The organism is Sporacetigenium sp. TC11 (assembly GCF_058146105.1).
The window spans coordinates 130,698-156,033 of the sequence record NZ_JBYVNY010000002.1 but is presented as its reverse complement, the minus strand read 5'-3'; the positions used below and the strand labels follow the sequence as shown (position 1 = coordinate 156,033).

At 27.6% G+C, this 25,336-nt stretch carries 34 protein-coding genes; 8 read left to right on the top strand and 26 right to left on the bottom strand.

The annotated features are described in order from the left end of the window. Nucleotides 1–151 precede the first annotated feature (151 nt). Nucleotides 152–307, bottom strand: coding sequence for a divalent metal cation transporter (locus tag ACUSRV_RS03695; protein WP_490140574.1), 156 nt, complete (start codon nt 305–307; stop codon nt 152–154). 202 nt (nt 308–509) lie between these two features. On the opposite strand from ACUSRV_RS03695, the gene ACUSRV_RS03690 reads away from it, so the two are divergent. The 4 genes from ACUSRV_RS03690 (at nt 510) to ACUSRV_RS03675 (ending at nt 3,323) form a co-directional block, all read left to right on the top strand. Next, complete coding sequence (locus ACUSRV_RS03690; RefSeq protein WP_490140573.1) at nt 510–917, top strand: GtrA family protein; 408 nt, start codon at nt 510–512, stop codon at nt 915–917. 93 nt (nt 918–1,010) lie between these two features. Next, on the top strand, nt 1,011–1,619 hold the full coding sequence (locus ACUSRV_RS03685) for a TetR/AcrR family transcriptional regulator (protein ID WP_490140572.1): 609 nt from the start codon (nt 1,011–1,013) through the stop codon (nt 1,617–1,619). 2 nt (nt 1,620–1,621) lie between these two features. Next, on the top strand, nt 1,622–2,542 hold the full coding sequence (locus tag ACUSRV_RS03680; RefSeq protein ID WP_490140571.1) for an ABC transporter ATP-binding protein: 921 nt from the start codon (nt 1,622–1,624) through the stop codon (nt 2,540–2,542). 1 nt (nt 2,543) lies between these two features. Beyond that, complete coding sequence (locus ACUSRV_RS03675) at nt 2,544–3,323, top strand: ABC transporter permease (RefSeq protein ID WP_490140570.1); 780 nt, start codon at nt 2,544–2,546, stop codon at nt 3,321–3,323. A gap of 35 nt (nt 3,324–3,358) precedes the next feature. On the opposite strand, the gene ACUSRV_RS03670 is transcribed toward ACUSRV_RS03675, so the two are convergent. The 11 genes from ACUSRV_RS03670 to ACUSRV_RS03620 all read right to left on the bottom strand — a co-directional run bounded on the left by ACUSRV_RS03670 (nt 3,359) and on the right by ACUSRV_RS03620 (nt 12,224). Then, nucleotides 3,359–4,765, bottom strand: a complete 1,407-nt coding sequence (locus ACUSRV_RS03670) for a peptide MFS transporter (RefSeq protein WP_490140569.1) — start codon at nt 4,763–4,765, stop codon at nt 3,359–3,361. A 304-nt stretch (nt 4,766–5,069) separates the two neighbouring features. Then, nucleotides 5,070–5,573: a fascin domain-containing protein gene (locus tag ACUSRV_RS03665; RefSeq protein ID WP_490140568.1), complete on the bottom strand. Its 504-nt coding sequence runs from the start codon at nt 5,571–5,573 to the stop codon at nt 5,070–5,072. Nucleotides 5,574–5,653: 80 nt separating this feature from the next. Beyond that, nucleotides 5,654–6,157 carry a fascin domain-containing protein gene (locus ACUSRV_RS03660; RefSeq protein ID WP_490140567.1) on the bottom strand — a complete coding sequence of 168 codons (504 nt, stop codon included), beginning with the start codon at nt 6,155–6,157 and terminating at the stop codon, nt 5,654–5,656. Nucleotides 6,158–6,313: 156 nt separating this feature from the next. Then, the gene (locus ACUSRV_RS03655) at nt 6,314–7,723 is read right to left on the bottom strand and encodes a PH domain-containing protein (RefSeq protein WP_490140566.1); all 1,410 of its coding nucleotides are present in this window, start codon (nt 7,721–7,723) and stop codon (nt 6,314–6,316) included. Then, nucleotides 7,713–8,210 carry a PH domain-containing protein gene (locus tag ACUSRV_RS03650; RefSeq protein ID WP_490140565.1) on the bottom strand — a complete coding sequence of 166 codons (498 nt, stop codon included), beginning with the start codon at nt 8,208–8,210 and terminating at the stop codon, nt 7,713–7,715. The genes ACUSRV_RS03655 and ACUSRV_RS03650 overlap by 11 nt, the downstream gene beginning before the upstream one ends. Nucleotides 8,211–8,257: 47 nt before the next feature. After that, a complete protein-coding gene (locus tag ACUSRV_RS03645) occupies nt 8,258–8,872 on the bottom strand; it encodes a DUF975 family protein (protein ID WP_490140564.1) in 615 nt (204 codons plus the stop codon). Between the two features lie 119 nt (nt 8,873–8,991). Next, on the bottom strand, nt 8,992–9,918 hold the full coding sequence (locus ACUSRV_RS03640; protein WP_490140563.1) for a DMT family transporter: 927 nt from the start codon (nt 9,916–9,918) through the stop codon (nt 8,992–8,994). Nucleotides 9,919–10,026: 108 nt separating this feature from the next. Next, entirely contained in the window at nt 10,027–10,410 is a 384-nt protein-coding gene (locus ACUSRV_RS03635) for a Fur family transcriptional regulator (protein WP_490140562.1), read from the bottom strand. A gap of 141 nt (nt 10,411–10,551) precedes the next feature. Further along, nucleotides 10,552–11,091, bottom strand: a complete 540-nt coding sequence (gene rbr / locus ACUSRV_RS03630; RefSeq protein ID WP_490140561.1) for a rubrerythrin — start codon at nt 11,089–11,091, stop codon at nt 10,552–10,554. A gap of 214 nt (nt 11,092–11,305) precedes the next feature. After that, entirely contained in the window at nt 11,306–11,464 is a 159-nt protein-coding gene (locus ACUSRV_RS03625) for a hypothetical protein (protein WP_490140560.1), read from the bottom strand. Nucleotides 11,465–11,684: 220 nt separating this feature from the next. Then, nucleotides 11,685–12,224 carry a hypothetical protein gene (locus ACUSRV_RS03620; RefSeq protein ID WP_490140559.1) on the bottom strand — a complete coding sequence of 180 codons (540 nt, stop codon included), beginning with the start codon at nt 12,222–12,224 and terminating at the stop codon, nt 11,685–11,687. Between the two features lie 557 nt (nt 12,225–12,781). Here ACUSRV_RS03620 and ACUSRV_RS03615 point away from each other — a divergent pair. Continuing rightward, nucleotides 12,782–13,291, top strand: coding sequence for a hypothetical protein (locus tag ACUSRV_RS03615; RefSeq protein WP_490140558.1), 510 nt, complete (start codon nt 12,782–12,784; stop codon nt 13,289–13,291). 256 nt (nt 13,292–13,547) lie between these two features. Here the strand turns inward: ACUSRV_RS03615 and htpG are convergent, their stop codons facing one another. From htpG to ACUSRV_RS03570, 9 genes are all read right to left on the bottom strand, one after another. Beyond that, nucleotides 13,548–15,425: a molecular chaperone HtpG gene (gene htpG / locus ACUSRV_RS03610; protein WP_490140557.1), complete on the bottom strand. Its 1,878-nt coding sequence runs from the start codon at nt 15,423–15,425 to the stop codon at nt 13,548–13,550. Between the two features lie 175 nt (nt 15,426–15,600). Then, nucleotides 15,601–16,077 (bottom strand): LURP-one-related/scramblase family protein, encoded by a 477-nt coding sequence (locus ACUSRV_RS03605; RefSeq protein WP_490140556.1) that lies wholly within the window; start codon nt 16,075–16,077, stop codon nt 15,601–15,603. Nucleotides 16,078–16,235: 158 nt separating this feature from the next. Next, nucleotides 16,236–16,799: a hypothetical protein gene (locus tag ACUSRV_RS03600; protein ID WP_490140555.1), complete on the bottom strand. Its 564-nt coding sequence runs from the start codon at nt 16,797–16,799 to the stop codon at nt 16,236–16,238. 127 nt (nt 16,800–16,926) lie between these two features. After that, the gene (locus ACUSRV_RS03595) at nt 16,927–17,268 is read right to left on the bottom strand and encodes a hypothetical protein (protein ID WP_490140554.1); all 342 of its coding nucleotides are present in this window, start codon (nt 17,266–17,268) and stop codon (nt 16,927–16,929) included. A 135-nt stretch (nt 17,269–17,403) separates the two neighbouring features. Next, nucleotides 17,404–17,955, bottom strand: a complete 552-nt coding sequence (locus ACUSRV_RS03590; protein ID WP_490140553.1) for a hypothetical protein — start codon at nt 17,953–17,955, stop codon at nt 17,404–17,406. Nucleotides 17,956–18,584: 629 nt separating this feature from the next. Further along, nucleotides 18,585–19,577: a hypothetical protein gene (locus tag ACUSRV_RS03585; protein ID WP_490140552.1), complete on the bottom strand. Its 993-nt coding sequence runs from the start codon at nt 19,575–19,577 to the stop codon at nt 18,585–18,587. A 29-nt stretch (nt 19,578–19,606) separates the two neighbouring features. Then, nucleotides 19,607–20,050, bottom strand: coding sequence for a hypothetical protein (locus ACUSRV_RS03580; protein ID WP_490140551.1), 444 nt, complete (start codon nt 20,048–20,050; stop codon nt 19,607–19,609). Between the two features lie 2 nt (nt 20,051–20,052). Further along, nucleotides 20,053–20,181, bottom strand: coding sequence for a hypothetical protein (locus ACUSRV_RS03575; protein ID WP_490140550.1), 129 nt, complete (start codon nt 20,179–20,181; stop codon nt 20,053–20,055). A 277-nt stretch (nt 20,182–20,458) separates the two neighbouring features. Further along, a complete protein-coding gene (locus ACUSRV_RS03570; protein ID WP_490140549.1) occupies nt 20,459–20,752 on the bottom strand; it encodes a helix-turn-helix domain-containing protein in 294 nt (97 codons plus the stop codon). Between the two features lie 225 nt (nt 20,753–20,977). On the opposite strand from ACUSRV_RS03570, the gene ACUSRV_RS03565 reads away from it, so the two are divergent. Genes ACUSRV_RS03565 through ACUSRV_RS03555 form a run of 3 tightly spaced genes read left to right on the top strand, consistent with a single transcriptional unit; the run spans nt 20,978 to nt 21,653 of the window. Continuing rightward, nucleotides 20,978–21,196: a DUF1659 domain-containing protein gene (locus ACUSRV_RS03565; RefSeq protein ID WP_490140548.1), complete on the top strand. Its 219-nt coding sequence runs from the start codon at nt 20,978–20,980 to the stop codon at nt 21,194–21,196. 34 nt (nt 21,197–21,230) lie between these two features. Continuing rightward, nucleotides 21,231–21,452: a DUF2922 domain-containing protein gene (locus tag ACUSRV_RS03560; protein WP_490140547.1), complete on the top strand. Its 222-nt coding sequence runs from the start codon at nt 21,231–21,233 to the stop codon at nt 21,450–21,452. A gap of 57 nt (nt 21,453–21,509) precedes the next feature. Further along, nucleotides 21,510–21,653 carry a YvrJ family protein gene (locus ACUSRV_RS03555; RefSeq protein WP_490140546.1) on the top strand — a complete coding sequence of 48 codons (144 nt, stop codon included), beginning with the start codon at nt 21,510–21,512 and terminating at the stop codon, nt 21,651–21,653. 127 nt (nt 21,654–21,780) lie between these two features. Here the strand turns inward: ACUSRV_RS03555 and ACUSRV_RS03550 are convergent, their stop codons facing one another. The 5 genes from ACUSRV_RS03550 to ACUSRV_RS03530 form a co-directional block, all read right to left on the bottom strand. Beyond that, nucleotides 21,781–22,092, bottom strand: a complete 312-nt coding sequence (locus ACUSRV_RS03550) for a hypothetical protein (RefSeq protein WP_490140545.1) — start codon at nt 22,090–22,092, stop codon at nt 21,781–21,783. Nucleotides 22,093–22,254: 162 nt separating this feature from the next. Continuing rightward, nucleotides 22,255–22,542: a DUF2695 domain-containing protein gene (locus ACUSRV_RS03545; protein ID WP_490140544.1), complete on the bottom strand. Its 288-nt coding sequence runs from the start codon at nt 22,540–22,542 to the stop codon at nt 22,255–22,257. A gap of 337 nt (nt 22,543–22,879) precedes the next feature. Then, nucleotides 22,880–23,764: a hypothetical protein gene (locus ACUSRV_RS03540; RefSeq protein ID WP_490140543.1), complete on the bottom strand. Its 885-nt coding sequence runs from the start codon at nt 23,762–23,764 to the stop codon at nt 22,880–22,882. 29 nt (nt 23,765–23,793) lie between these two features. Then, complete coding sequence (locus ACUSRV_RS03535) at nt 23,794–24,267, bottom strand: LURP-one-related/scramblase family protein (RefSeq protein ID WP_490140542.1); 474 nt, start codon at nt 24,265–24,267, stop codon at nt 23,794–23,796. A gap of 194 nt (nt 24,268–24,461) precedes the next feature. Next, nucleotides 24,462–25,328, bottom strand: a complete 867-nt coding sequence (locus ACUSRV_RS03530; protein WP_490140541.1) for a ferritin family protein — start codon at nt 25,326–25,328, stop codon at nt 24,462–24,464. Nucleotides 25,329–25,336 lie beyond the last annotated feature (8 nt).

Here is a 25,336-nt window from a genome sequence, read left to right as displayed (position 1 = left end):
TTAAATTTTATAAACTTATTGTTAAAAGTATTCTTTTTTGCATTTCTTATTTGGTATACTATTGCAAAACAATTATTAAGAGAAAATACAAATTTATATAATCAGCATAATTATTACTCCCATTGGCATTATTGATAAGTTGGAAATCAACTTAATTAATAAAACTCTTAAACAACATAATATTTAAGATAGTCAAAGTGATCCCAATGGAAATAAGTAATACGTTATCAATTAATGAGTTTTTATGATTTCCCATAACCTTCCTTGAAGAAGTTAAGTATATCTGCAAAAATACAGTTATAGGCAATTGATTTCATACATATACTCCCTTCCATATCATTTAAGTTCTCATTCTTTATTGATTATAGATATGTTGACCATTTACATTGTCTTTCTGTATAATAGTACATTAAATACCTAGTTAAATTGTTATGCAATCGGCTTTTTTACATGTATCTTTGAAGAATACTATTTAATACATAATACTTATATTTAAGGAGAAGAATCTAATGCTTAATAGATTTTTAGATAAACTTAAAAATAGGAGAAGTAAAGTTTGTGAGTATATTAATTTTAATATTATTGGTATAGCTAATTTTATTGTCTCACAAATGTTTTATATAGGATTACACATTATTGTTAAAATAAATTATATTTCAGCTTATACCCTTACAACATTTTTAAGTATTACTGCATCATACTTTCTAAATACAAAGATAACTTTTAAACAACAAAATTATTCAACTAAAAGATTTTCAATGTCCATATTAGTTTATTTATTTGAATATGTAATTAACATGGGTATAATATTTTTACTAGTTGAGTTTTTAGGCATAAGTAAAATAATATCTCCATTTATTGCACAATCACTTTCAACAATACCTGTTTTCTTTATGATGAGATCTGTTCTAAGCTAATGACTATAAACATTGACTTTAAACAATGAAAAGCCTACAATATATATGAATAAAAAAATAATTTATTCATATATATTTATCATGGAGGTTGTTATGCCAAAAGGTTTTAGTGAAGATGAAAAAGTTTTAATAAGACAATCTATTATAAATAGTGGTAAAAATCTCTTTAGTTCCTATGGATTAAAAAAGACTGGAATTAAAGATATCACAAATGCAGTTGGAATAGCACAAGGGTCTTTCTATATATTTTTTAGTTCAAAAGAAGAATTATATTTTGAAATTTTGGAGCTAGAAGAAAAAAATATAAAAGAAATTCTTATAGATGAAATACGTCCACTTGAGAGTAAACCAGAAAAGTACATTGAAAAATTTCTGACACGTTCTTTTGAATTAGTAAAAGATAATCCTTTTATATTACAGGTATATAAAGATAACTCTCTAGAAATTATTTTAAGGAAATTACCAAAAGAAAAACTTAAAAGCCACATGCGTCAGGACTCTAATATTCTGACACACATAATAAAAATATGGGAATCAAAGGGTATTGCCATAAAAGAAAGTCCTGAGACTATTTCAGGGTTAATACGTTCTCTTTTTATATTGTCTACCCATAAAGAAGAAATTGGCGAAGATGTTTATGATAATACTATGAAGTTACTAATTAAATTAATCAGTAATGGTCTTATACATAAGGAGATGTAAATATGACTGATGTTATTAATACTATAAATCTTTCAAAATCTTATGGTAAATTTGATGCAGTAAAAAATGTAACAATCTCCGTTAAAAAGGGAGAAATATATGGTTTTCTAGGATTAAACGGAGCTGGTAAGACTACTACAATTCGTATGATACTTGGGATGATTAAACCTACCTCTGGTACTGTATTTTTAAATGGTCAAAAAGTTGAGCCTAAAAATCATAACCTATTTAGCAATATAGGATATATTGTAGAAATACCCTATTCATATCCAGAGCTTTCAGTAAAAGAAAATCTTGAAATTATAAGAAAACTTCGTGGAATATCAGATAATAACTCTGTATCAAATATTATAACTAAGCTAAACTTAAATTCATATGAAAATATAAAGGCAAAGCACCTTTCAATGGGGAATGCTCAGAGACTTGGTATTGCAAAAGCTTTGTTACATAATCCTCAAATCCTAATTTTAGATGAACCATCAAATGGCCTAGATCCTTCAGGAATTGTTGAAATAAGAGACCTTTTACATGATTTAGCTAATAACCATGGGGTAACTATATTTATTTCAAGCCATATTCTTGGAGAAATTTCAAAACTTTCATCTCGTATAGGTATTATTCATGAAGGTTCCCTTATTCAAGAAGAGACATCAGCTAAGTTAGAATTACTAAGACAAAAAAATCTCATTGTAAATACACTTGATAATTTAAAAGCTACTTCTATACTCTCTCAATATGGATATAATCCACAGATTACTAATGATGGAATTATATCTATAAATAGTAATGATATTATTATATCTCCTGAAGAGGTTGCCCGTATTTTAGTCAATAACAGCATTTCTCTTACTATGCTAAAAACGGAAGAAGAAGATTTAGAATCATACTTTCTAAAAACTATTAGTCAATCAGGAGGTAGGTAAAATGAATTATATGACTATTTCTTTATCAGCTGAGATTTTGAAATTACTACGTTCTAAGATACTTTGGATAACAATAGTAGTTTTTTCCATTCTCCCTTTTGTCGGTGGTTTTTTTATGATCATACTCAAAGACCCTGAATTTGCTCGTAATTCAGGAATGATTGGTGCAAAGGCTCAGCTTGCCGGAAGTGCTGATTGGCCTTCATATTTTGGCTTTCTTTCACAGGCTATTTCTGTAGGGGGCTTATTATTATTTGGATTTATAACAAGTTGGACATTTGGAAGAGAATACTCAGATAGAACACTAAAAGACTTGTTAGCTCTACCTATTTCACGTATTAATATTGTTATATCAAAATTCTTATTAGTATTTTTATGGTGTATTTGCCTTTCAATACTTGTATTTGTTCTTGGATTAATAGTTGGGGATTTCGTAGTACTCCCTGGTTGGTCCAAAGAAGTTCTTTTAAATGGATTTAATATGTTTTTCATATGTTCAATATTGACAATAATTCTAAGTACACCCGTTGCCTTTTTTGCATGCATTGGTCGAGGATACTTATCACCTTTGGGATTTGTAATTTTCACACTTGTTATTTCACAAATTATAGCAGCCATTGGCTATGGTCAATTTTTACCTTGGGCTGTACCTGCTTTATATAGTAACGTTGCAGGTGATTTAAGTGCTAATCTAGGACCTATAAGTTATATCCTCGTTTTAGTCACATCAATTATTGGATTAATCAGTACTTCTTTGTGGTGGAGATTTGCAGATCACTAAAAAAGGTTGTATCCTTTTGGATACAACCTTTAAATTTATACAGCTTTTAAAGCATTAGTTTTATCTTCTTTATCTTCAGACATCATCTCTATAATCTTTTTATTAATAGCTAATATTATAACTGTTCCAACAACTAAAATTACTGGTATAGCTATGAAAACTTGCATTAATCCCATTTGCTCTATTACAGCTTGTACATACCCAGCTGATTTGTTTGCAACAAATGTGGCTGCTGCCCAAACACCCATAAGTAACGATAGGTATTTTGCTGGAGCAACCTTACTTACTAATGAGTTTCCAAGTGGTGAGAAACACATCTCTCCTATTGTTTGGAATACAACAAAGAATACCAACCATAAAACACTTGCTTTTACAGTTGCATCAGCACCTATTCCTCTTGTCATTTCAGCCCCAATTACAAATAAAAATGCTAATGCTAAGAATCCATATCCTAAAGCTATTTTTTGAGGCATACTTAAATCGCCTTTTTCTCTCTTAGATAATCTTGTCCATATTGCCGCCATAACTGGACCTAAAGCAACACATAATATACCATTTAATGTAGTTTCAATCCACATTACGGGTATTTCAAAACTACCAACTGAAAGATCAACATAATCTTTCATATATAGTGTTAAAGATGATCCTGCTTGGTTATAGAATACCCAGAAGAATATAGAGAAGAATGATAGTATGAATATAACCTTGACTCTCTCTTTTTCCTTCTTAGTTAATGGTCTATCAGCATTTTTTCCATCTTTAATATCACCTGATTTATCAAGCATTTTTTGAGGATATTTTCCTGCTTCCCCTAAAAACTTCATCATAGAAGCAAACATAATTCCACCAAATAAATTCATTGCTGCTGCTAATAAGAAACATTGTCTAAATCCATATTGTATAAGTTCACCATCTTGCATAACAGCAAAAGTTTTAGTATATAGTATACCTACAATTAATGACCCTGTAAATGCACCTAGGTTAACAAAAGTATATAGTATAGAATAAGCTGCATCTTTTCTAGTATTGTCATCATAAAGCTCTCCAACTAATGCATTTAAGTTACCTTTAAAGAATCCTGTACCTATAGATATTAAAATTATCATTGCATGAATCCATATTATACTTGTGGCAAAGAATCCTAATGCATATCCAGCTGCCATAATGACTGTACCAATAATTACACAATACCTAGCCCCTATCCATCTATCACAAATCATTCCTCCAAATATCGGTGCTAAGTACGTAAATGCTGTTAGGTTAGCTGCTATAGCTGCTGCATCAATATAATCAATTCCTAATCCACCCATAGCTATTGTTTCTGCTAAAAATAATAGTAACAACGTTTTTGATCCGTAGTATGCGAACCTTTCAAACGTAAATGTTAATCCACAAATATACAGCCCTCTAGGATGCTTTGTAGTTGTTGCTTGTGGCCCCATTTTGTGTCCTCCTCTTATAAAATTATTACTCTTGATATTTTATTACCACTTCTGTCAATTGCATATTATAATTTATCATTTTTTATTACTGTTTTCAATATATTTTTTGTCATTTTTTAATATTCTTTGTCGAAATGATATAATTTAATTTGATTTTTCATTTTTTAGATAATTGTGCCTTCTTTTTACTCGATTTTTTGTGTATTTACTCCAATTTACTGCGTTAATAAAGCTGCACCTAAAATTAGATGCAGCTTTTAATATGCTAAAAATTATTCTTGTTTTCCTTAATAATATATACTTATTAAGCTTGTGAAATTATTGTATATATACTTCTAGGTCCTTGTACAATGCCATAAGCTGTTAAAAGTCTAGGTTCGTTATCCAACGTCAGCAAATAATAGTCTTTATATGTTGTAAAGCTTGCTTTATCAGGTCTTATTGGAACTAAATTAAATTGTTCATTAGGGCCTATAATAGTGCCTCTCGCATCTACTCTGTGTCCTCCTCCATATATAGCACTAATATAATTTCCGTTAGTAGTTCTTATAGCAACTCTATTTCTTTCTACTCCCTGTGGAATTAACAAAAAAGTCTCGTTTGGACCTATTTGTGTTGCATTTGCAATTATATTTCCTCCACCACCATTTACAGCTGATAAAAAAAATCCATTTTCTGTCTTTATTGCCACTTTCTGTGGTCTACCTTCTTTTAACCCAATTAATATTTGGGCTATAGGTAATTCAACTTGTTCCTTTAATATAGGTGATACGGGCGCTCCGTTTGGTTGTTGTTGTCTATTATACATATATATTCCCCTTTACAAAGTAAGTATTAATATATTATATGTATAATAAATAAAATTGTAAGTTTCTTTTAACAATATATTTATTGAGCTTGTGCAATTATTGTATAAATAGTTCTAGGCCCTTGTACAACGCCATAACCGGTTAAAAGTCTAGGTTCAGTATCATATGTTAGCAAATAAAAGCCTCTTTCTGTGGTGAAGCTACCTTGATCAGGTCTTATTGCAATTAAATTGAATAGCTCATTAGGACCTATGGTAGTGCTCCTTGCATCTACTGTGGCTCCTCCTCCATTTATAGCACTTATATAATTTTTATTAACAGTCCTTATTGCAACCTTATCTCTGTTTTGACCTTGTGGAATTAATAAAAAAATCTCGTTTGGACCTATTTGTGCTGCATTAGCAACTACAGACCCTCCACCACCATTTACAGCGGATAAAAAAAATCCATCTTTTGTCTTTAGTGCTATTTTTACAGTCTTCCCTTCTCTTAATGCAATTACTACCTGAGTTATAGGAAATGAAACTTGCTCCTCTAATATAGGTGGCACAGGTGCCCCGTTTTGTTGTTGTCTATTATACATATATATTCTCCTTTACAAAATAAGTATTAATATAATATATGTATAATAAAGAAATTTGTAAGTTTAATTTTTATTTTTCATATTCTTCTATCTTTTCTTTGCTTCCAAAATAATTAGTTCCCCAAACCCCCGATAATATCTTAATTTATACACAATCTATGATTTAATTAGTTCCATTTTTATGTTTGCAAAGTGTTCCTTTGGCAGATGTTTAAGAGTTAAAGATTCTAGTATACTTTTACCATAATAGTTTATCTTATATGTAAGAAGATTATTTCTTCTTTGAAAATATGTAGACTCAACTGTTATATATTCAACTTTATCCATTTTTATAATAATAATTTTTTTCTTAAATATTCCTAAAGTTGCTATAAACTTTTCTCCACAATACCATATAGAAGTGTTTTTATACTCTAAGTGACAAATAAAAAATACTAATGGTATACAAACTATTGATATATATCCATAATCAAAAATTATACTTAAAGTAATTACTAAAACAGATGTGATAATCATAGGTAACATAAAAAATATTCTTCTTCCTTCTTTATTAACAGATTGTAACTCCAGATCCATATTGTAATCAGGCAAAAGTTTTTCAATTACTTCCCTTGCCTTATTTATTGAACATAATGGATACAATATAGCTTCTTCTCTATATTCATTTCCATAACCTACAGTGCTTACTTCTAATGAATAAAGACCTAGCAATTGCCTTATTAAATTTTGCTTTAAAGTTACACTGTTAATTTTATCTATAGGAAGTGAATATTTTTTCTTAGATAACTCACCGTATTTAATGTTAATACTATTCTCTTCTTTGTATATAGTGAAATTGCTAAATTTTAAAATATAATAAAGTACAGATAATAATTTAGTTACTATATATACAATTACTATGGCTATTAAAATACTCAATATTAAGTTTTTTATATTATCTGTCTGAAATATTTTAGTTCCTACACTATTTTCTATACTGGTTCCTATTTTATTGTAAAAATCATTTTTTATTTTAAAAGCTTCTAATAGTTGATTTAGGAGTACATTTATTGTAGCGATTGTACCTAAAATAATTGTTGTATTTCTTGTAATAGCATAAATTATTACTTCTTTTGTACTTGATTTTATATAATCATTTTTCTTTCCTTCAGTTTTTGTTTTCCCCAAAATACTTATAATTTCATTTGCCTTTTGCATAGAAACCACTATGCTGATTTCCGTTTGTGCGTAATTTACCGCTCCACTGTCTAATTTCAGTTTTGCTATATTAAACAATTGATATATTACATTTTGAGATATATCTACAGTACTTACTTTTGATATAGATATTACAGTTGTATTCTTATTAAAAATTCCTGTTGTATACCTAATTTCATGCTCATCAATCTTGTAATAGTCATTATACCAACTTATAAAATTAAATCCTAAAAATAATAGTATCAATCCCAATATAATTATATATGGATTTATAGGTATATCGCTAAGTAATAGTAATATATATATGAACACACCTTTATTTCCCATAAAATTACTTAAAATGATTATTTTATGATTCCTATTTTTCATTATTATCACCTAAATTATCTGTATCATTTTTTATTTTAAATTGTACTATATTCTTTAAATAACTGCTTAACATCTCTGCTTCTTCCTTATCCAGATTAGGTATTTCAAATGATCCACCCGCAGTAGCTATATGTAGATCTGCAAGGCCTAATAGTCTATCTATAGGACCTTGAATTATAGCAATATGTTGAATCCTTATAGTAGGAGTTACTACGCTAATAACTTTATAAATACCTTGAGTACATTCAACCTTATCTTCATCTATTTCATAACTCCATTGTTTGTATTCAAGAATTGGATAAACTACTGTATTAATTAGCTGAAACAATACAATAACGCCAAGTACTAAATCTAATATAAGTCTACCTTCTACCCAACCTGAAAATATAAGTCTAACTGCTATTGATACTGCAATTATTATGACTAAATATATAGCCCTTGGTATAAACCAAGATATTTTTGCTTTTGAACTTAGTTTATTTTTCATAATGTGATTCACCTTGCCCCTAAGTAGTATGTAAAAAGCCTGAGTAATTAATACTCAGACTCACTTATTTCCTTATAGAAGTTGGTTAATGTTACGCTATAATATGGCGTAATCCATAAGAATCCTATACCTAATGTTATAATGCCAAGTAAAATCCACCCTATAAAGCTAAGGCCTAACATAAAATATCTAAACTTATGTCCCTTCATTAATCTAGCACTTTCTTTCATAGCCTCTATTGCAGATATATCTTCATTGTCTGCTAATAAATAATTTACCTGTGAAAACATTAGACCTAATATTATTCCAGGAATTATAAGAAGAATCAGTCCTGCCGCTATAGCTAAAGTAGTTAATAAATAAGCTACAAAGGCTTTACCAAACTTTTTAAATCCCCAAAATACATTGCTTATTTCATCTTCATTTCTAATGAAATTTAACCAAAGATAACTAATACCTACAAGTATAGGCCCAGATACTACATTACTCACAATATCATATACAGCTTCAGAATTACTATATGATACTGATTCACTGTAATACCAGCTTGCAATCAAATCAGGAACTACTATTACAGCTAATACTACAGAATATAATATAGCTCTTCCCCATCTTCCTTTTAGTTGCTGCCTTGCTAATGATTTCAATTCCTTGTTTGTCATACTCAATACCCCATTTTATAAAATATTATAATATCTATCTATATATATCATATTTATCCAATAATTAACAGTATTAATTTGAATTTCGAACTAAATTAATATATTATTCATCAAATTTATTATTGTTCACATTCTTCTATTTTTTCTTTACTTCCAAAATAATTAGTTCCCCAAACTCCAGATAAAATCATAATTCCTCCAACAATTTGGTACCAATAAAATGGTTCATTTGCTATTATAACTCCAGCAACTATAGATACAACACTTGAAAGATTTGAAAAAACAGCAGCTCTAGAAGCTTCAATTTTTGATAAAGTGTAATTTACTAAAAAGAATGCTATAATCGAAGATAATATTCCTAAGTAAAATAATGCTCCAACTACTTTATTATTTGATAAAGGAACAAAATAATCATATATATTTCCATTAATAATATGTTCTATTATAGACATTGAATTAAATATTATTGCTCCAATCCACATCATTGCAAAAGTAATTTCTACAGAAGTAAAGTTCGTTGAGTATTTCCTAGATAATATATTAAAAATAGATGCACATAATACAGCTAGTAAAAGTATAATTATTCCAATAAAATTCGATCCTATTCCACTACTCTTCATTGCAACGATAAAAACAACACCTAAAACTGAAAATCCAACAAATAATGCCTGTATCTTAGTTGGAAATTCCTTTAAAAACATTGCTGCAAGTATTGTTACTAAAACCGGAACTAAAGCTAGCATCATTCCAGATTCTGAAGTAGTTGTTAACTTTACACCGTAAGTTTCAAATATAAAATAAGCTACGGGTTGTGTCAGCGCAATTGCTAGTAAATTCTTAAGTTGTTTTCCTTTATAATCAACCTTAATTACCTTAGTTATTTTCAAAATTAATAATACAATTGCCGCCATACCAAATCTAAAACCTAATAAATGAAATGGAGCAACTTCATTTAAAGCTTCCTTTGTAAATAAAAATGAAAACCCAAATATTAAGGCCATTCCAATACCTGATAGATAAGGTAGGTATCTCTCTTTTTCTGTCATCTTTTTTTCCTCCCATAATTTTTAAAACACTAAATCATTATACAACAATTACATAAAAAATGTTCTCTCAAATATTTAATCTGAGAGAACATTACATATATTTAATTTTTATAATTTATTTTCATTACACTTTTTGCAGATTCCTCTAAAAATAATATTGCTAGATGTTATTTTAATATCTAGTTCTTCTGATAACTTACTTGGTATATTCTCTATTATTTTAGATTCTATATCATATATATCATTGCAATTTGTACATAAAAGGTGGCAATGATCGCTTGTCAATACATCAAATCTATCAGGTTGACCTGGTATACTCACCTTTGTTATAAACCCATGGTCTACTAACTGAGATAAATTTCTATATACTGTTCCCAAGCTTAAATTAGGATTTTCCTTTTTAAGATGTTCATATATAAAATCAGCTGTAGGGTGTACTTTATTTTCTAATACTGTATCTAATATTAATTTTCTTTGCTTTGAAAATTTCATATTTATCCCTCTTTTTTATTTTCATATGATTTATTATATAGCTTATATACTAATAATTGTAACCCATATATAGACTATTATAAGTTACAATTATCAATATATAAAAAGCCTTATTTAGTAAGGCTTTTTAATGTTTATTAATTAAAATTTATCAGATCTTATTTCAAAGTATGCCTTTGGATGAGCACATACTGGGCACATTTCTAATGCTTTTTCACCCGTATGTATATGTCCACAGTTCATACATCTCCATTCTACTGCTTCTTCTTTTACAAATACTTTTTCTTCTTGTACTGATTTAAGAAGTTCTAAGTATCTTTCTTCATGTTCTTTTTCTATTTTCCCAACTGCTCTAAGTAAGAAAGCTATATCTTTGAATCCTTCAGCTTCAGCATCTTTTGCGAAGTTTTCATACATATCAGTCCACTCTTCGTGTTCACCAGCTGCAGCATCTTTTAAGTTTTGTAGAGTTGATGGTACTCCACCGTCGTGTAATAATTTAAACCACATTTTAGCATGTGCCATTTCATTGTGAGCAGTTTCTTCAAATACTGCTGCTATTTTGTTGTATCCTTCTTTTTTTGCTTGTGATGCGTAGTATGTATATTTATTTCTTGCTTGAGATTCTCCTGCAAATGCAGCCATTAAGTTTTGTTCAGTTTTAGTTCCTTTTAAACTCATTTTATTACCCCCAATTCTCGTTTTGATAATAGTAACTATTACTATTATTAGTTTATCATATAATTATTTGCCATGCAAGAAAATTGTGTTAATTTGTCTAAGAATATAAAAATTTACTTTGTAGATTAGTACTTACTATTTATTTTCTTTTGCCAACTCCTTGTATTCAGATAAGGTATATTCATCTGTTTTTACCACCACCCAATGATTACCTTTATGTTTTAGAAACACTTTTATTAAATATTCCCCACCAGATTCTTCGAATCATATCTTCTCTTATATTAATTTTTTCTGTTAACTGTGTGATTTTATCACATCCTAATAAAGATAATGAAACGATAACTGCTAAACATCCAAAAATAAATTTCTTCATATTTCACCCCTTTCTAACAACTTACTCATACTTTTCATATCTTTGCCATATATGTAGAATCAAACCTAATACTAAAGTACTTATAATTGCAAGTAAAATCATTACAATCCTAACAAAATAGCTAAGGTAAAAAATATGATAATTACTATAAAGCAATTTTTTTCGTTATTTTCACCTCATTAATCCCTTCTGCTATAGTTCTTTAATGTACATAGTAATATTAGTTTATATTTTCAACTTTGTTTCCTTTTTGATCAAAGTACTCAAAATCATACTCATAACTTCCATCTGTTGATCTCTCTATATCAAAAACAGCTAGACTCGGTTTATTTAGTTTCAAGTATTTCTCATAAACGTTTCCATTTACACTCATTTTAACTTTTGTTACTTTATCATTTTCAGCATTAGATATAATTACAAATCTAATCTCTTTTTCTAAAGGTATAGCGGAAATTCGAATACAATCATTTCTTTTTTTCTCTATATATCGCCACTCATAGTTACCATTTTTATTTTTATGAAATTCTGCAAATCCAATATTATCTGGATATAAAAATCCAACTATTCTCATATCTTTTACATCCACTATATCAATAATTTCTATAAGTTCTTCATTTTCATATCCTTCTATAGAATTTATAACTTCTTTTATTGAATCTGGATCATTTCCGTATACCTTTTTATTTGATAGTATAAAGAATATTACTAGAATAAAAATGCATACTATTCCTACTACTGTCATAGTCTTATTTTGATTCATATTATTTCCCCCTTACTATTTACTTTAAAAATACTATAGATTTATATTGCTTTTCTTCTTTACCTAAAAAGCTTACCTTTAGATCATTAATATCTTTATTTTAATATATATCAGTTTTATTAAAATACTGTCAGCTTCACTATTTCTTCCAAATACCAATACACTTTTTTTGTTACTATTAGAATCCTCCAAAATTTCAGTAGAATTCTTTAAAATTATTTCTATGGTGTTTTTATAATTTTTTAGGAAATTCATATTTTCCTCACTAAAATCATTAAATTTTTAATATTCAAGTACTTTATTTAATTATACACTATATATTTGTTGGATTATGTAAAACTTGTTAAAATACAAACAATATATTTTATAACTTATATTTCTATTGAATTGCATTTATAATTTAGGCTATGTTTTAACTCAGTGTTGAAATTTTAAAAAGTGAGTGGATAGGTTTAAATGTATTATAAGTAATGTTATATTTAGTATATAATCAAACCATAATTTATCACACAGTTGTATAAAACTATGAATTAGATTATATATACTTAGGGGGAAATATGAAGAAAAATACTAAAATTATAATAATCCTATTAACAGTATCAATAGGGTTAATAGGGTTTATGATGGATAGGAATAAAGGCAAAGAATTTACTGGAGGTTTGATATCATCTCATTGGTTAAACGAAAACAACGAGAATCCGTATGGAGTTGATATTGACTTAGAAAGTGGTTTCTCAAGAGATGAAATTGAGTATCTTGGAGATATAATAACAAAAGGCAGAAAAAATGAATTAAATATCACTAATGCAAAAAAAATAGGTAATCCTAATAATTATCTAACTGTATATATATTAGATAAGAGTACTGAACTAGCCGATGAACCATTAAATTTTAATCTATGGCTATATGAGGATACAGGTTATATTCAATTTATAAAAGATGAAGATATAAATAATACTCGGTTAGAAAATTTAAATGGTATAAGTAAATTAGAGAATGAAGAATATAAATTTTTAACAAAAACACTTCTGAAATATAATTCTTCTGATGATATATTTAAAAAATAATTATGTATATATAAGTGCATAGTATTTATATATCACGCAATAAGTAGGGAGAATTTTCAGCACTATATTAGAATATAGCCTAAAATCAAAGAATGGTTCTTTGTAAAGTTTTTATAATAAATAATGAAATTAAACTTACAAAGGTAACTATGATCAGTTTTGATGTAAAGACTACCCTTTTGGAAAAATAAATACAACAAATTGCATACATGAAAAATTCCCTTAGATAATAAATCTAAGGGAATTTTTCATGTATCTATTTCATTATTTTACAGATATTATTTGTAAATTCTAACGGATCACCTATTGTAAGTCCTTCAATAAGTAATGCTTGATTGTATAATAAATCTGTATATAACTTAAACTTGTCTTTATCATTATCAAAACTTTCTTTTAGTGACTTGAACACATCATGGTTTATATTTATTTCTAATACCTTATCAGCTTTTATATTTTCGTTGTTAGGCATAGCGTTTAGGATCTTTTCCATTTCAATTGTAAGTTCACCTTCATTTGATAAACATACTGGGTGGTTCTTAAGTCGCTTTGAAGCTCTAACATCTTTAACTTGGCCAGATAAAACCTCTTTCATATTTTCAAATAAGTCTTTGTTTTCTTTTTCATCAGATTCTGACTTTTTCTCTTCTTCATTTTCTATACCTAGATCACCACTAGATACAGATTTAAATTCCTTTTCTTTATAGTTCATCATAACTCTTATAGCAAACTCATCTACATCATCTGTAAAGTATAATATTTCATATCCTTTATCTAGTACGCCTTCTGTTTGTGGCATTTTCTCAATTCTTTCAACTGATTCTCCAGAAGCATAATAAATATATTTTTGTTCTTCTGGCATTCTAGAAATATATTCGTCTAGAGTAACCACTTTTTTCTCTTTTGATGAGTAGAACATTAATAAATCTTGTAAGTCATCTTTATTAATTCCAAAATCATTATATACACCAAATTTCAATTGTCTTCCAAATGAATTGTAGAAAGTTTCATAGCTATCTCTTTCATTTTTTAACATGTTTTCTAATTCTTTTTTGATTTTATTTTTTATATTCTTAGCAATAAGCTTTAATTGTCTATCGTGTTGTAGTATCTCTCTAGATATGTTAAGAGATAAATCTTCTGAATCTACTATACCTTTAACAAATCCAAAATAGTCAGGAAGTAAATCTCCACACTTGTCCATTATTAAAACGCCATTTGAATATAACTCTAATCCTTTTTCATAATCCTTTGTATAGAAATCATATGGCATTTTTTCTGGAATATATAAAATTGCATTATAACTTACTGCACCATCAACACTTAAGTGTATATGTTTTAGAGGCTTATCAAATCCATAGTGTTTTTCGAAATAGAAGTTATCATAGTCTTCTTGACTAAGTTCTTTTTTATTCTTTCTCCATATAGGAACCATACTGTTTATAGTTTCTTCTTCTATATAACTTTCATACTCACTTTCACTACCTTCTTTAAGTCTACTTCTACTTATATCCATTTTAATTGGATATCTTATAAAATCAGAGTATTTCTTAATTATTGATTTTAATCTATATTCATCTAAGTAATCATCAAAATTTTCGTCTTCATTGTTTGCTTTTATGTTAAGTATAATCTCTGTACCAACTGTATCTTTTGTCCATGGCTCTATAGTATACTCATCTACCCCTTGTGACTCCCACTTATAAGCTTCATCACTACCAAAAGACTTAGTTATAACAGTAACCTTGTCAGATACTAAGAATGCAGAATAAAACCCTACACCAAACTGACCAATTATATCGTACCCGTCTCTTAATTCATTTTCTTTTTTGAATTGTAGTGATCCACTTTTTGCTATAACTCCAAGATTTTCATCAAGTTCTTCTTTTGTCATACCAATACCAGTGTCTATTATTTTTAATGTTCTATTTTCTTTATTTGGAATTACCTTAATATAATAGTTTTCTTTTTCAAAGTTTATAGATTCATCTACCAATGCTTTGTAGTAGATTTTGTCCATTGCATCACTTGCATTAGAGATAAGTTCTCTTAAAAATATTTCCCTGTTTGTATAAATTGAGTTAACCACAATATCTAGCAGCCTTTTAGACTCCGCTTTAAACTGTTTTGTTTCCAAGTTAAACCTCTCCCTTCACAATAAATCATATAATTTTTATTATGTATATAACATAATTGTTAGCACTCTTTGTAACCGAGTGCTAACACATATATTTTATATATCATGTTTTTACATATTATGTCAATACATTTTTAAAAAATCTATAAGCCATATTTAGAAATTTTAAGACTCTTTAGTTAGATTTTTGTCTATCTATTATATCGTCTATTATTACTACAAGGCTTAATACAAATGCTTCATCCTCAAAATCAATATCTACAGTATAATTATCTGTAAATGCAAATAATTCCCTTGTTGCTTTTGCTATTATTCTATCGTCTTTAACTATTGTATAGTTGTAGTGAAATATATCTCCTTGGATTCTTATGTCTCCATATTTACTATCTACTTTTAACTTATCGTTAAAGAAAGTTAGTTTTTGACTTACCTGTGCTATTGTATTTCCATTTTCAAAAACCTCGTAGTTTGCCATAAAAGACAATAGCTTTTGTTTTACTGAGTATATAATATTATTGTTTCTTGAGATGTCAAATTGCAAACCTAGTGTAAGGAATTTATTATCTACAAAGAAGCATTCTTCTTCAAATTCATTTTTTATCCAAAAGTCTTCTTTTAATTTAAAAAACTTTGATCTCATATAGTATCTCATTACTATTACCCCCTAATGTTTTTATTGTAGCTATTTTTAAATATTATCTATAATAGATTTAGTTATAATGTTAGTGCTTTAGTTGCAATATAAGACTTAATCACATTAAAAATATCTTAGACCAATCTTCATATAACCTATTTATATAATTATAATAACTAGAATTTATTATATAGAACTCCTTTATCTTTAACTTCAACAGATATTCCTAAGTCAGAAAAAATTCTAGCTATATCTCTCATACTTTGTTTTCCGATAACAACAAATTTCATTGGTTTAACTTGATTTGTTTCAATAACAATAGTCCCTTCATTGGTATATAGGGGGTGAAATGATACACGCTTCATAAAAATTTTTACTTTCTTTATATCACATTTATCAAATACAAAATTCGCTTTGCCCTTATTTAAAAAAGTAGTAATATCAAATTCACAATCGTTATAGTATGCTTCTAATTCATAACGTTTTTTAATTTTATTCTTAACCCATTCTGAAAAGAATCGCTTTATTAACCACTCTATTAAATCACCTAATAATGAATTACCAAGGTAATTGTAAAAAAACATATCTGTAGATTCTTCATCAAAAATTTCGCCTGCTAGTTTTGCTCCATATATAGCATCATTTTTTGCATATATTTTATATAGTCCATTCATTTTAAGTTTGTCTATTCTAAATAAATAGCAATTTGGAATAGAACACTTATAATCTTTTTCAATCAATCTTATCCCCGTCCTTATAATACCTTTTTCCCTATCTGATATTCAATGAATTACTCATTGATAGTTTATAAATATTATGTCTGATTTAAAATATTAGTTTATATTAAATCAGATATAATAAATCAGTCTAAAATTCTCTCCATTCTTCAGTTATATCTTCATCTGTTTCTAATCCAGCTATTTTAGCAGCTTTAATAATAAATTCACATAAATCTTCTCTTTCCATAGTCTCTATATAATAATCATATTTCTCATTGAAATCATTGAATTTAATTACAACTTTTTTGACACAGTCCATAATGTCTTTTTCGTTAGCATTATCACCTAAAGAGATTAGTTCATCTATAAAATCATCTAAGGCTTCTTCGCTTTCAGTAATATTTTCTTCTGTAAATAGCTCATAGTCTTCTTCTATGTCATCTTTCCAAATTTCTGTTGGTTTCTTGTTTCTTAGTTCTTTTAATGTCATGCTATTATCCTCCTATTTTTATTTATGGTTAGATTTATTTTCTAGATATTTTTTATTAGCCTTATATTATACTACTTCGTAATATATAAAGAATACGCATCAACTTTAATTACAAATAATTGACTTATTATGTTATCATAACTCTAATATTACATCAAAAATAGCATAAATATTATTTTCTATCTGACTCCTAGTATATACAGGAATTACAAATGTTTCTTGAGTTTTATCTAGAATTTCAGAAGAGTTTTTTGAAATTATCGTTAAAGCGTCTCTATAGTTTTTTAGGAACTTTGTATCTTCATTATTAAAATCTTTAATGTCTTTATCAATAAGAGTATTTATATAGTCTTTCTTATCTATAATTTGACCTGATGCATCTGCTGCCAAATCATTGATTTTTGTATTTGAAATAGAATATCTATCCAGATGAAAAAACCAAGAACCTACTAAATAAATATTATTTTGCTCTTCTCTCAATATATTGTTTTTTTCTTCGTTACTTACTTTTTTTAGAATTATATTCTGAATAGATTCTTCTTGTATATTTAAGGTGGTTAAAATTATAGTCTCATCTCTAAATAAATCCATTTGCAATGTAGCATATTTATAATTACCTAGTATTGAATATGATAAAACTACACTTATAATAACTCCTATTAGCGTTAATATTTTCTTTTGATTCATTTCAATCCCCCTTCTTAATAATATTTAGCACATGATATTGTACTACTGTGCAATAATATATATTTAGATTATATGCTAAGTATATTAGTATGTACAACACTATAAATCTAACTATTCACTTTTAGACCTTATCCTTATCTAAGTTATCAGTTCTAGAGTAGTTAACTACTCTGTTATATATAGCAACTCAGCTAAGTGCGTACTATTTGCACTCTTAGCGGTATCCCTTAAAATAAAAAGAAAGGTATCATGTCTGCAAGAGATGATACCTTTCTTAAGTATGTTTTTATTGAAATTCGCTTAGAGAGACTAGGCTCTTAGTACTTATGAGTGAAGTTTGTGGCCGATTGCTCTTTATCGCGCGCTGCGTAATGAATATGTACGTTAACTCTATAAACTATTTATTCTAAGTAAACTAGCTTATTATAGTATGTATAAGTATTGGTTCCAGGTGCTCTTTCTGGACTATAAGCGAAGGAGTACTATTATATATAAGCGTATTACAAAAATACCATTTAGAATAATTCAAAAGTTACATATTTATGATTTTAAAATTAGGCTATGTCTTTTATACAAACTTCTATGGACTTGGCATATTTTCTCATATCATTTACTTCTTTAAAAAAGTGTTATTTTATAACATTTTCAATAGATGACCTAATTTCTTTTATATAATTATCATCTACAGTTTTTCCAGCTAATTTATTTTTAAGTTCAGTTTCTAAATATATTAAATCCCCCATAGCTATATCATACTCCATTAAAGCTTCTTCTTTATCCAGCTCAGATTGTGCTTCATTTCTTCTTCTATTCCAATCAGCTGTGAATTTTCCAAATTCTAATTCATTATAATTAGAAGATTGAGTATTGTATTCATTTATTAACTCATTGTAAAACTTTGCTACAACCTTTTTGTGCTTATCATTAAGAGATGTTTTTTTCTTTAAATCAGCACCGCCACTCAATGTTATAGTTGTAGTTTTAGATACAAAAGATGAATCATTATCTTTTTCTACATAATCTCCTTCCATATACTCTCCGTTAATTCCCACAACTTCTTGAACTTTTTTAGATTGAAGTTGTGGCATTGACATACTTATTGACAGTTCATATTCTCCATTTCTAAGTGCCTTGCCACTATTTGAAAACCATTCTGTTTGGGCTATTCCATTAACAACTATAGCTTTGGTTTGTCCTTGATAATCTCCATTTTTAAGTTCTTTAAGTCCTATTAATAGTTCTGCTGTATCTGGCAGATTAGTTTTTATATTAAATCTAACTTTACCGTCTTTACTTTCCATTTCCTCTTTTATTTCTACATTTAGTATTTTGTGGTTTTCCTCTTTAACAGATTTTTCTTCGTTTGGTTGCTCTATAACTGGCTTGTCTGTATTTGATGTTTCCTTTACTACGTTTTCAGTTGGAGTATATATTGCTATTGCAAAAAATAATGAAAATACAGATAAAACTGCACCTCCTACTATTTTCCCAACTTTCTTTGACTTAACTCCTTTTACTAACAATCTACAACTTAAAACTAAAAGTGTTATTGGGAATAATAGTATTGCTAATAATACAACTCCTATCTTTTTTACCTTACTTAAATCTTTAAAACTTTTCATTTGTTTTTCTCCCTTGTTTTGCATTACATTTATTTAATTTCTAGTTTAATTTTACTAAGGCTTCCTTTTTGACTTGGATATTCTCCATACAATTCAGTCAATAAACCGTTTAATTCTTTTATAAATTCTTTTTCGTTTTCACATTCTGATACATTTATATAGTTCCCATTACTTTCATATATTCCGTATATTAAAATATCTTCTTTTGAATTTATGGATATATTGTAAAATCTCTCAAACTCTTTGATAAATTCACTTTCTACTATGTTTTCATCTTCTCCCATTAAATTATTAATAATATCTTCAAATCTTTCTATGATGAAATCTTCAAAGTAAAAAAGCCCTAATCTTCTTAAATTGTTAGTGTCAAAAAAAAGTTCTTCTATACTACCATCTACAATTTTTTCATATTCTCCTGTTGTGTTAATTAAACTCAAAACATTTACATTAATTTCTTTAACCTTAAAATTCATGTCTATACCTCCATTTTTTTCGTCGTGTTTTGTATAGTCAAATTTTTTTTATATTGACCTAATTTTTTATCAAAATATTGCTTAAACTCGTCATAAGGTATCCAAATTTCTTTTTCTTCTATTTTGGGCATACCATATCCCTCATTTACTCTTTTTCTGATTTACTAGACTACGACTAGTTTCGTTGTAAAAATTGAAACCATCTCTATTTTTAATTATAACACTCCTATATACATTTTTTATATTTATAAGTACTTATAAATGAAGCTTGTGGCCCATTGATCTTTATCGGGCGCTGGAACATGAATATGTACGTTAACTCTATAAACTATTTATTCTAAGCAACCTAGCTTATTATAGTATGTATGAACGTTAGTTCCAATATATAAATTTTTGTAAAATCAAATCTTATACTGTTTTAGTTTCGTACTTACCATTTTCATAAGCTTCTCTATACTTATCAAAGGTGCTCTTTCTACCTGGTTTTCTTTTAATATCCCTTTTTTCTTCACTCTCAGTTACAGGTATAAATCCAAATTCTCTAACTAAAGCTTCTTCTCTTATAAGCCAAGTCTTACCAAACTTTTTTACATCTACATTCTCAATAAATCTCTTGCCTATATTCTGTCTAAAAGTAGATTGATCCATTTTATACATACTAGCTACATCTGCAAAAGTGTATAAACCTTCAAAAGAACTCATAAAATCACTCCTTTAATTTTCATTTATATCGTGATTATTTCCTTATATCGTTATTTTATACATCTATATATTAATTTTTCATTCTAAGGATTTAGGGCTATGCCCTATATGATTTTCTAAGATAATTCAACAACTTTATTTAACTTGTTTTTTCAACTTGATTTCTGTCTCCTTTATCTCATCTATTCTATAATTAATTTAATTCAATGAAAGGAGGTAGATGAAATGGCTGTAGAAATAAACAATCTTTCGTCATTAAAGATAAAGTTATCTTTAGGACTTGATGAACATGGTAAGGCTGTGGTTAGATCTAAGACATTTGGTGCCTTAAAGCACGATGTAATAGCTGATGATGTTTTAGCTGTTGCAAATGTATTTGTTGGTCTTCAACCACATGATTTAATGGATGTTGAAAAGATAGATAACATATCTATATCTGAGTAGTAATTTTAAAATTTTGAGATAGGAGGTGATTTTTATGGTTAAAACTAGATTAGTTATGACTTTTGTTGATGCCTTAGGGCAGAATATATCTATGTCTTTAGATGATCCTAGAGCTGATATAACTCAAGGTGAAATAACTGCAGCTATGAACTTAATAGTTGCAAAGAATGTATTTAAGCCCAAATATGCTGATTTAGTAGGGATTGTTGAAGCTAAGATAATAGCTACTGATACTACTGAATTTGAATTAGCATAGTAAGATAAAAGCTCTTTTATAAGGGCTTTTTTAGTACAATAAAAGGAGGTAAATAAAATGGACTACATAAGAACTCTTATAGCTGATGTGGGCTTTCCTATTGCTGTATCAATGTATCTTTTGGTACGAATAGAACAAAAGCTTCAGGTGCTATCTGATAGTATTAATGCTTTGTCTAATAATATTTCATCTTTAAAATAATAGGCTATGTTTTAATATAGTGTTGAAATTAAATATATATTGGAAAAGAGGAGAATTAATTCTCCTCTTTTTCAATATATAAACATGCGAATTAAAATTACTTTGGCATATATTCATAATCTTATTTTTAAATAGTAGTGCGTAGATAAAGGTATGTGATAAAGGAAACAACGCCTAAAATAATTCTTAATATGCTACCTTTCTTGCTTACTGCTGTTTCGATAAATAATACAGCCGCCAATAAAATCCATATCCTCTCAATTAAAAATAACCCTACAAGTGTCAGAATTGAAAATCCAAATATGGGAAGCATCAAAATTAATGATACTATAAAAAATGCACCTAAATAGAATAGTCTTGTCTTAAGTGAATATTGTTTATAATATGAAAATGCTAAGAAGCATATAACAATTAATAAGGCTATCCATTGAATAATCATCTACAAATCCTCCATTCTGTTGAAACAATCGTATGGTTAAATTGTCATAGTTTACAATTGTGCATTACCTTATATTTTAATTATACTACATATAACAAAAGGCTTATCGTTTGGATAAGTACTTGTTTCATAATATATAAATACTACGCCATAGTTGTATATTTATATATCTTCTATTATGTCTTCTATATTTGCTAACACTTCACAATCACAGCAACCACCATTTTCATTCATCCAATCTAATGCTTTTTCTACAGGTAAGTTATTATCATTTAGAAATTTTATAGTGTGCTTTAAAGTATCATCACATCCATCTATTTCTAACTGTTCATCTACATAATCAAATAATTTTTCAAATCTAGTAGTATTAAATGGAATTGAATTTACTAAAGTATTTTTCTGTTCTTGAGCATACTTTTTCAAAAGTTCTTTTTTCTTATTTTTATCCATGCTATTTTCCTCCAATTAAGAATTTAATACACCAACTAATCTAATGTGTGATGATAATTCACATTATTTTACAGCTATGCAATAATGCCTAGTTAAACTATATACTAAATATATCATTATATCTAACTCTACTAAATCTATTTATCCGTTTTTAAATTTCAACATTGATTTAAAACATAACCTAAAACTTGATGATTTAATACAATGGGCTGGTACTTTGTACGATTATCCTTTAAATATTGAACAACTGAAAATTACTTCTTAAGCAAAGTAAAAAATGAGAATTTTCAAAAGATAAATGGCAAATAACTAAAGAGCTTACAAATTAGTAAGCCCTTTAATTTATATATTCATTTACAAAATTAGCTATATCTAATATTGTTTTGTCTACACTCTCTTTATCTCTTATATTTTCTAATAATTTAAAGCTGAAATTCTTTTCTAAAGTTAGATCTTTTATAGGTCCTCCTAATATTAATCTATCTTCTATTTCTAAGCTAATATTTTTATAATCTTTGATTTTTTTTAATAACATATTATTAAAATTAGAATATATAGCTTCAGCTTGTCCTTTAGCTTCTGCACTCCAAAGCAAACTATCTTCTATATATACTCCTCCATCATCGAAATAGCCTACAAACTTAAGATCTTTAACATCGAATGTTCCTTCTTCCGCCACTGTATATAATCTATTGAAGGTTATTTTTTCTAAAAGATGTCTATCATTTATATCTATAATATAGTTTTTTATATCATTTTTTAACATTGAACTTAACTTTTTATGTATCTCTTGATATCTATATATTCCTAATACATCTAATGTCTCTTCTTTTATATCTTGAAGCTCTTTGTTATATTCCTTTAATAAATTATAATTTTTTGAGTATGCAGCTTTAATCTCTTCTAATTGCTTTTTATAAAACCTACACTCATCTTCCACATGTGAAACATGTTTATATTGCCTATAGTATTTATACATATGCTCTTCTAAGTCTTTAGATATTTCTATATCTATATCTAATATATCTTGTCTATTTATAATTCTATTTCTTCCATACTCATCAAATATCAATATAGTATCTTTTCTATCTTCAAGTACTATACCCGTACATATGTTATCTATGTATTCTAATAATATTATTTTTTTCTCCAGATTTTCACGAATTTGTTTTTCCTTATTTAAATACAATATATCTTCATTTACATCTATATTAATAGTCATATTTCCCCTCCGATTTAAGTAGACTTGTGTTATTTAAGTTGTTTACCTACTATATCGTCTATTATAATTACCAAAGTCAATATAAATGCTTCATCTTCAAAGTTTATGTTTACAGCATACTCCTCTTTAAATTCAACTAATCTCCTTGTCACTCTCCCTATTACCTTGTCGTCTTTTACTATTGAATAGTTAAAGTGAAACATATCGCCTGTGATTTTAATATCTCCGTATTTACCATCTATTTTTAGCTTGTCCTTAGACAAAGTTAGTTTTTGACTTACTTGTGATATTGTGTTCCCATTTTCAAATATTTCGTAGCTTCCCATAAATGACAATACTTTTTGTTTTACTGAGTATAGAGCGTTATTATTTTTTAGAATTTCAAATTGTAATCCCATAGAAAGGCGTTTAATATCTACAAAGAAGCATTCTTTTTCTTTTTCATTTTTTATCCAAAAATCTTCTTTTAATTTATAAAATTTTGACTTCATATAGTATTTCATTATTATTTCCCCCTGTATTTTTTCATCTATTTTAATTATACGTTCTATTAGAGTTAAATCAATAAAATTAATATTTTTTCTTATATTTCTTCTTTTTAAATAACATGAGGAAATTGCACTTTGTTTACATAATTCTATTTTAGGTAAACTTAAGAACTTTTCAAAATAAAAAACCAGCTTCTAAAAACTGGTTTTTACATACTTAAATCATTTTTAATTCTATTTAGAATTATATCTAATTGGAATAAACGCCCTACATTTTCTCCAACAGTTCTACTATCTCCTGTTGTTATTGCTAGATATAATGTATCATATGCATCTTTATATGCAGATATTGTTTGTGTTAATTCTTTATGCATCTCCTTGTATTTCTCTGGGACTTTATCTTCAGGATATTGGAAACTACTTATTATTCTATTTCTTGCTTGTATAGCTTGCCTATTATTATCTAGATATTTTGTTTCAATACTAAATATTAAAGGATTTTCGTTTTGTACTCTAACAAACTCATCAATCCATGATATTACATACTGTTTATATTCTTCCTCATTTCTATTGTCTATAGAATCTACACTTTTTAAATTAAAAGCTGGTCTATCTATAGACATCAACATATTTTGTAACCATAATGCATGACGTTGTTCATCAATGGCAGCATTCGTAAAATTCCTCACAATATAGTTACTGTTTGCCCTAGATGCAATATACTGGTAAAAAGCCGCGGCCTCTAATTCATAAAAAATGGCTGCTTTAATACCTTCTTCGAATTCAGTAGGTAATTCAATATACGGGATTTGAGGGTGTTCTCCACCTAGTCTCCGTAAAATTGGTCTAAACCATCGATAATGTTTTGCTTCATCTAACTGAATTTTCAAGATGATTTGTCGATCTTGCTCATTCATAGCTAGTTGTGCTAATCTTTCATAAAAATAGTAAGCATGTGCCTCTGCAACTATAGCTCTTGAAATATAATCTATTAAGAGAGTATCGCTATTTAAATCATTAACCATTTGTCTTTCACCATAATCTTGTTGACTATGATAATAAGGTTTGTAATCCATGTAAATTC

What these genes read in the sequence shown, in the direction of transcription:
- ACUSRV_RS03620 (WP_490140559.1), bottom strand. Translation starts at nt 12,224, where the DNA reads ATGAATCAAAATAAGACTATGACAGTAGTAGGAATAGTATGCATTTTT.
- ACUSRV_RS03660 (WP_490140567.1), bottom strand. Translation starts at nt 6,157, where the DNA reads ATGTATAATAGACAACAACAAAACGGGGCACCTGTGCCACCTATATTA.
- ACUSRV_RS03635 (WP_490140562.1), bottom strand. Translation starts at nt 10,410, where the DNA reads ATGAAATTTTCAAAGCAAAGAAAATTAATATTAGATACAGTATTAGAA.
- ACUSRV_RS03615 (WP_490140558.1), top strand. Translation starts at nt 12,782, where the DNA reads ATGAAGAAAAATACTAAAATTATAATAATCCTATTAACAGTATCAATA.
- ACUSRV_RS03570 (WP_490140549.1), bottom strand. Translation starts at nt 20,752, where the DNA reads ATGAGTTCTTTTGAAGGTTTATACACTTTTGCAGATGTAGCTAGTATG.
- ACUSRV_RS03560 (WP_490140547.1), top strand. Translation starts at nt 21,231, where the DNA reads ATGGTTAAAACTAGATTAGTTATGACTTTTGTTGATGCCTTAGGGCAG.
- ACUSRV_RS03595 (WP_490140554.1), bottom strand. Translation starts at nt 17,268, where the DNA reads ATGACATTAAAAGAACTAAGAAACAAGAAACCAACAGAAATTTGGAAA.
- ACUSRV_RS03665 (WP_490140568.1), bottom strand. Translation starts at nt 5,573, where the DNA reads ATGTATAATAGACAACAACAACCAAACGGAGCGCCCGTATCACCTATA.
- ACUSRV_RS03545 (WP_490140544.1), bottom strand. Translation starts at nt 22,542, where the DNA reads ATGGATAAAAATAAGAAAAAAGAACTTTTGAAAAAGTATGCTCAAGAA.
- ACUSRV_RS03655 (WP_490140566.1), bottom strand. Translation starts at nt 7,723, where the DNA reads ATGAAAAATAGGAATCATAAAATAATCATTTTAAGTAATTTTATGGGA.
- ACUSRV_RS03535 (WP_490140542.1), bottom strand. Translation starts at nt 24,267, where the DNA reads ATGAAATACTATATGAAGTCAAAATTTTATAAATTAAAAGAAGATTTT.
- ACUSRV_RS03540 (WP_490140543.1), bottom strand. Translation starts at nt 23,764, where the DNA reads ATGACTATTAATATAGATGTAAATGAAGATATATTGTATTTAAATAAG.
- ACUSRV_RS03640 (WP_490140563.1), bottom strand. Translation starts at nt 9,918, where the DNA reads ATGACAGAAAAAGAGAGATACCTACCTTATCTATCAGGTATTGGAATG.
- ACUSRV_RS03680 (WP_490140571.1), top strand. Translation starts at nt 1,622, where the DNA reads ATGACTGATGTTATTAATACTATAAATCTTTCAAAATCTTATGGTAAA.
- ACUSRV_RS03550 (WP_490140545.1), bottom strand. Translation starts at nt 22,092, where the DNA reads ATGATTATTCAATGGATAGCCTTATTAATTGTTATATGCTTCTTAGCA.
- ACUSRV_RS03625 (WP_490140560.1), bottom strand. Translation starts at nt 11,464, where the DNA reads ATGAAGAAATTTATTTTTGGATGTTTAGCAGTTATCGTTTCATTATCT.
- ACUSRV_RS03585 (WP_490140552.1), bottom strand. Translation starts at nt 19,577, where the DNA reads ATGAAAAGTTTTAAAGATTTAAGTAAGGTAAAAAAGATAGGAGTTGTA.
- ACUSRV_RS03590 (WP_490140553.1), bottom strand. Translation starts at nt 17,955, where the DNA reads ATGAATCAAAAGAAAATATTAACGCTAATAGGAGTTATTATAAGTGTA.
- ACUSRV_RS03670 (WP_490140569.1), bottom strand. Translation starts at nt 4,765, where the DNA reads ATGGGGCCACAAGCAACAACTACAAAGCATCCTAGAGGGCTGTATATT.
- ACUSRV_RS03555 (WP_490140546.1), top strand. Translation starts at nt 21,510, where the DNA reads ATGGACTACATAAGAACTCTTATAGCTGATGTGGGCTTTCCTATTGCT.
- rbr (WP_490140561.1), bottom strand. Translation starts at nt 11,091, where the DNA reads ATGAGTTTAAAAGGAACTAAAACTGAACAAAACTTAATGGCTGCATTT.
- ACUSRV_RS03650 (WP_490140565.1), bottom strand. Translation starts at nt 8,210, where the DNA reads ATGAAAAATAAACTAAGTTCAAAAGCAAAAATATCTTGGTTTATACCA.
- ACUSRV_RS03685 (WP_490140572.1), top strand. Translation starts at nt 1,011, where the DNA reads ATGCCAAAAGGTTTTAGTGAAGATGAAAAAGTTTTAATAAGACAATCT.
- ACUSRV_RS03565 (WP_490140548.1), top strand. Translation starts at nt 20,978, where the DNA reads ATGGCTGTAGAAATAAACAATCTTTCGTCATTAAAGATAAAGTTATCT.
- ACUSRV_RS03645 (WP_490140564.1), bottom strand. Translation starts at nt 8,872, where the DNA reads ATGACAAACAAGGAATTGAAATCATTAGCAAGGCAGCAACTAAAAGGA.
- ACUSRV_RS03605 (WP_490140556.1), bottom strand. Translation starts at nt 16,077, where the DNA reads ATGAGATACTATATGAGATCAAAGTTTTTTAAATTAAAAGAAGACTTT.
- ACUSRV_RS03690 (WP_490140573.1), top strand. Translation starts at nt 510, where the DNA reads ATGCTTAATAGATTTTTAGATAAACTTAAAAATAGGAGAAGTAAAGTT.
- ACUSRV_RS03575 (WP_490140550.1), bottom strand. Translation starts at nt 20,181, where the DNA reads ATGCCCAAAATAGAAGAAAAAGAAATTTGGATACCTTATGACGAGTTT.
- ACUSRV_RS03675 (WP_490140570.1), top strand. Translation starts at nt 2,544, where the DNA reads ATGAATTATATGACTATTTCTTTATCAGCTGAGATTTTGAAATTACTA.
- ACUSRV_RS03530 (WP_490140541.1), bottom strand. Translation starts at nt 25,328, where the DNA reads ATGGATTACAAACCTTATTATCATAGTCAACAAGATTATGGTGAAAGA.
- ACUSRV_RS03580 (WP_490140551.1), bottom strand. Translation starts at nt 20,050, where the DNA reads ATGAATTTTAAGGTTAAAGAAATTAATGTAAATGTTTTGAGTTTAATT.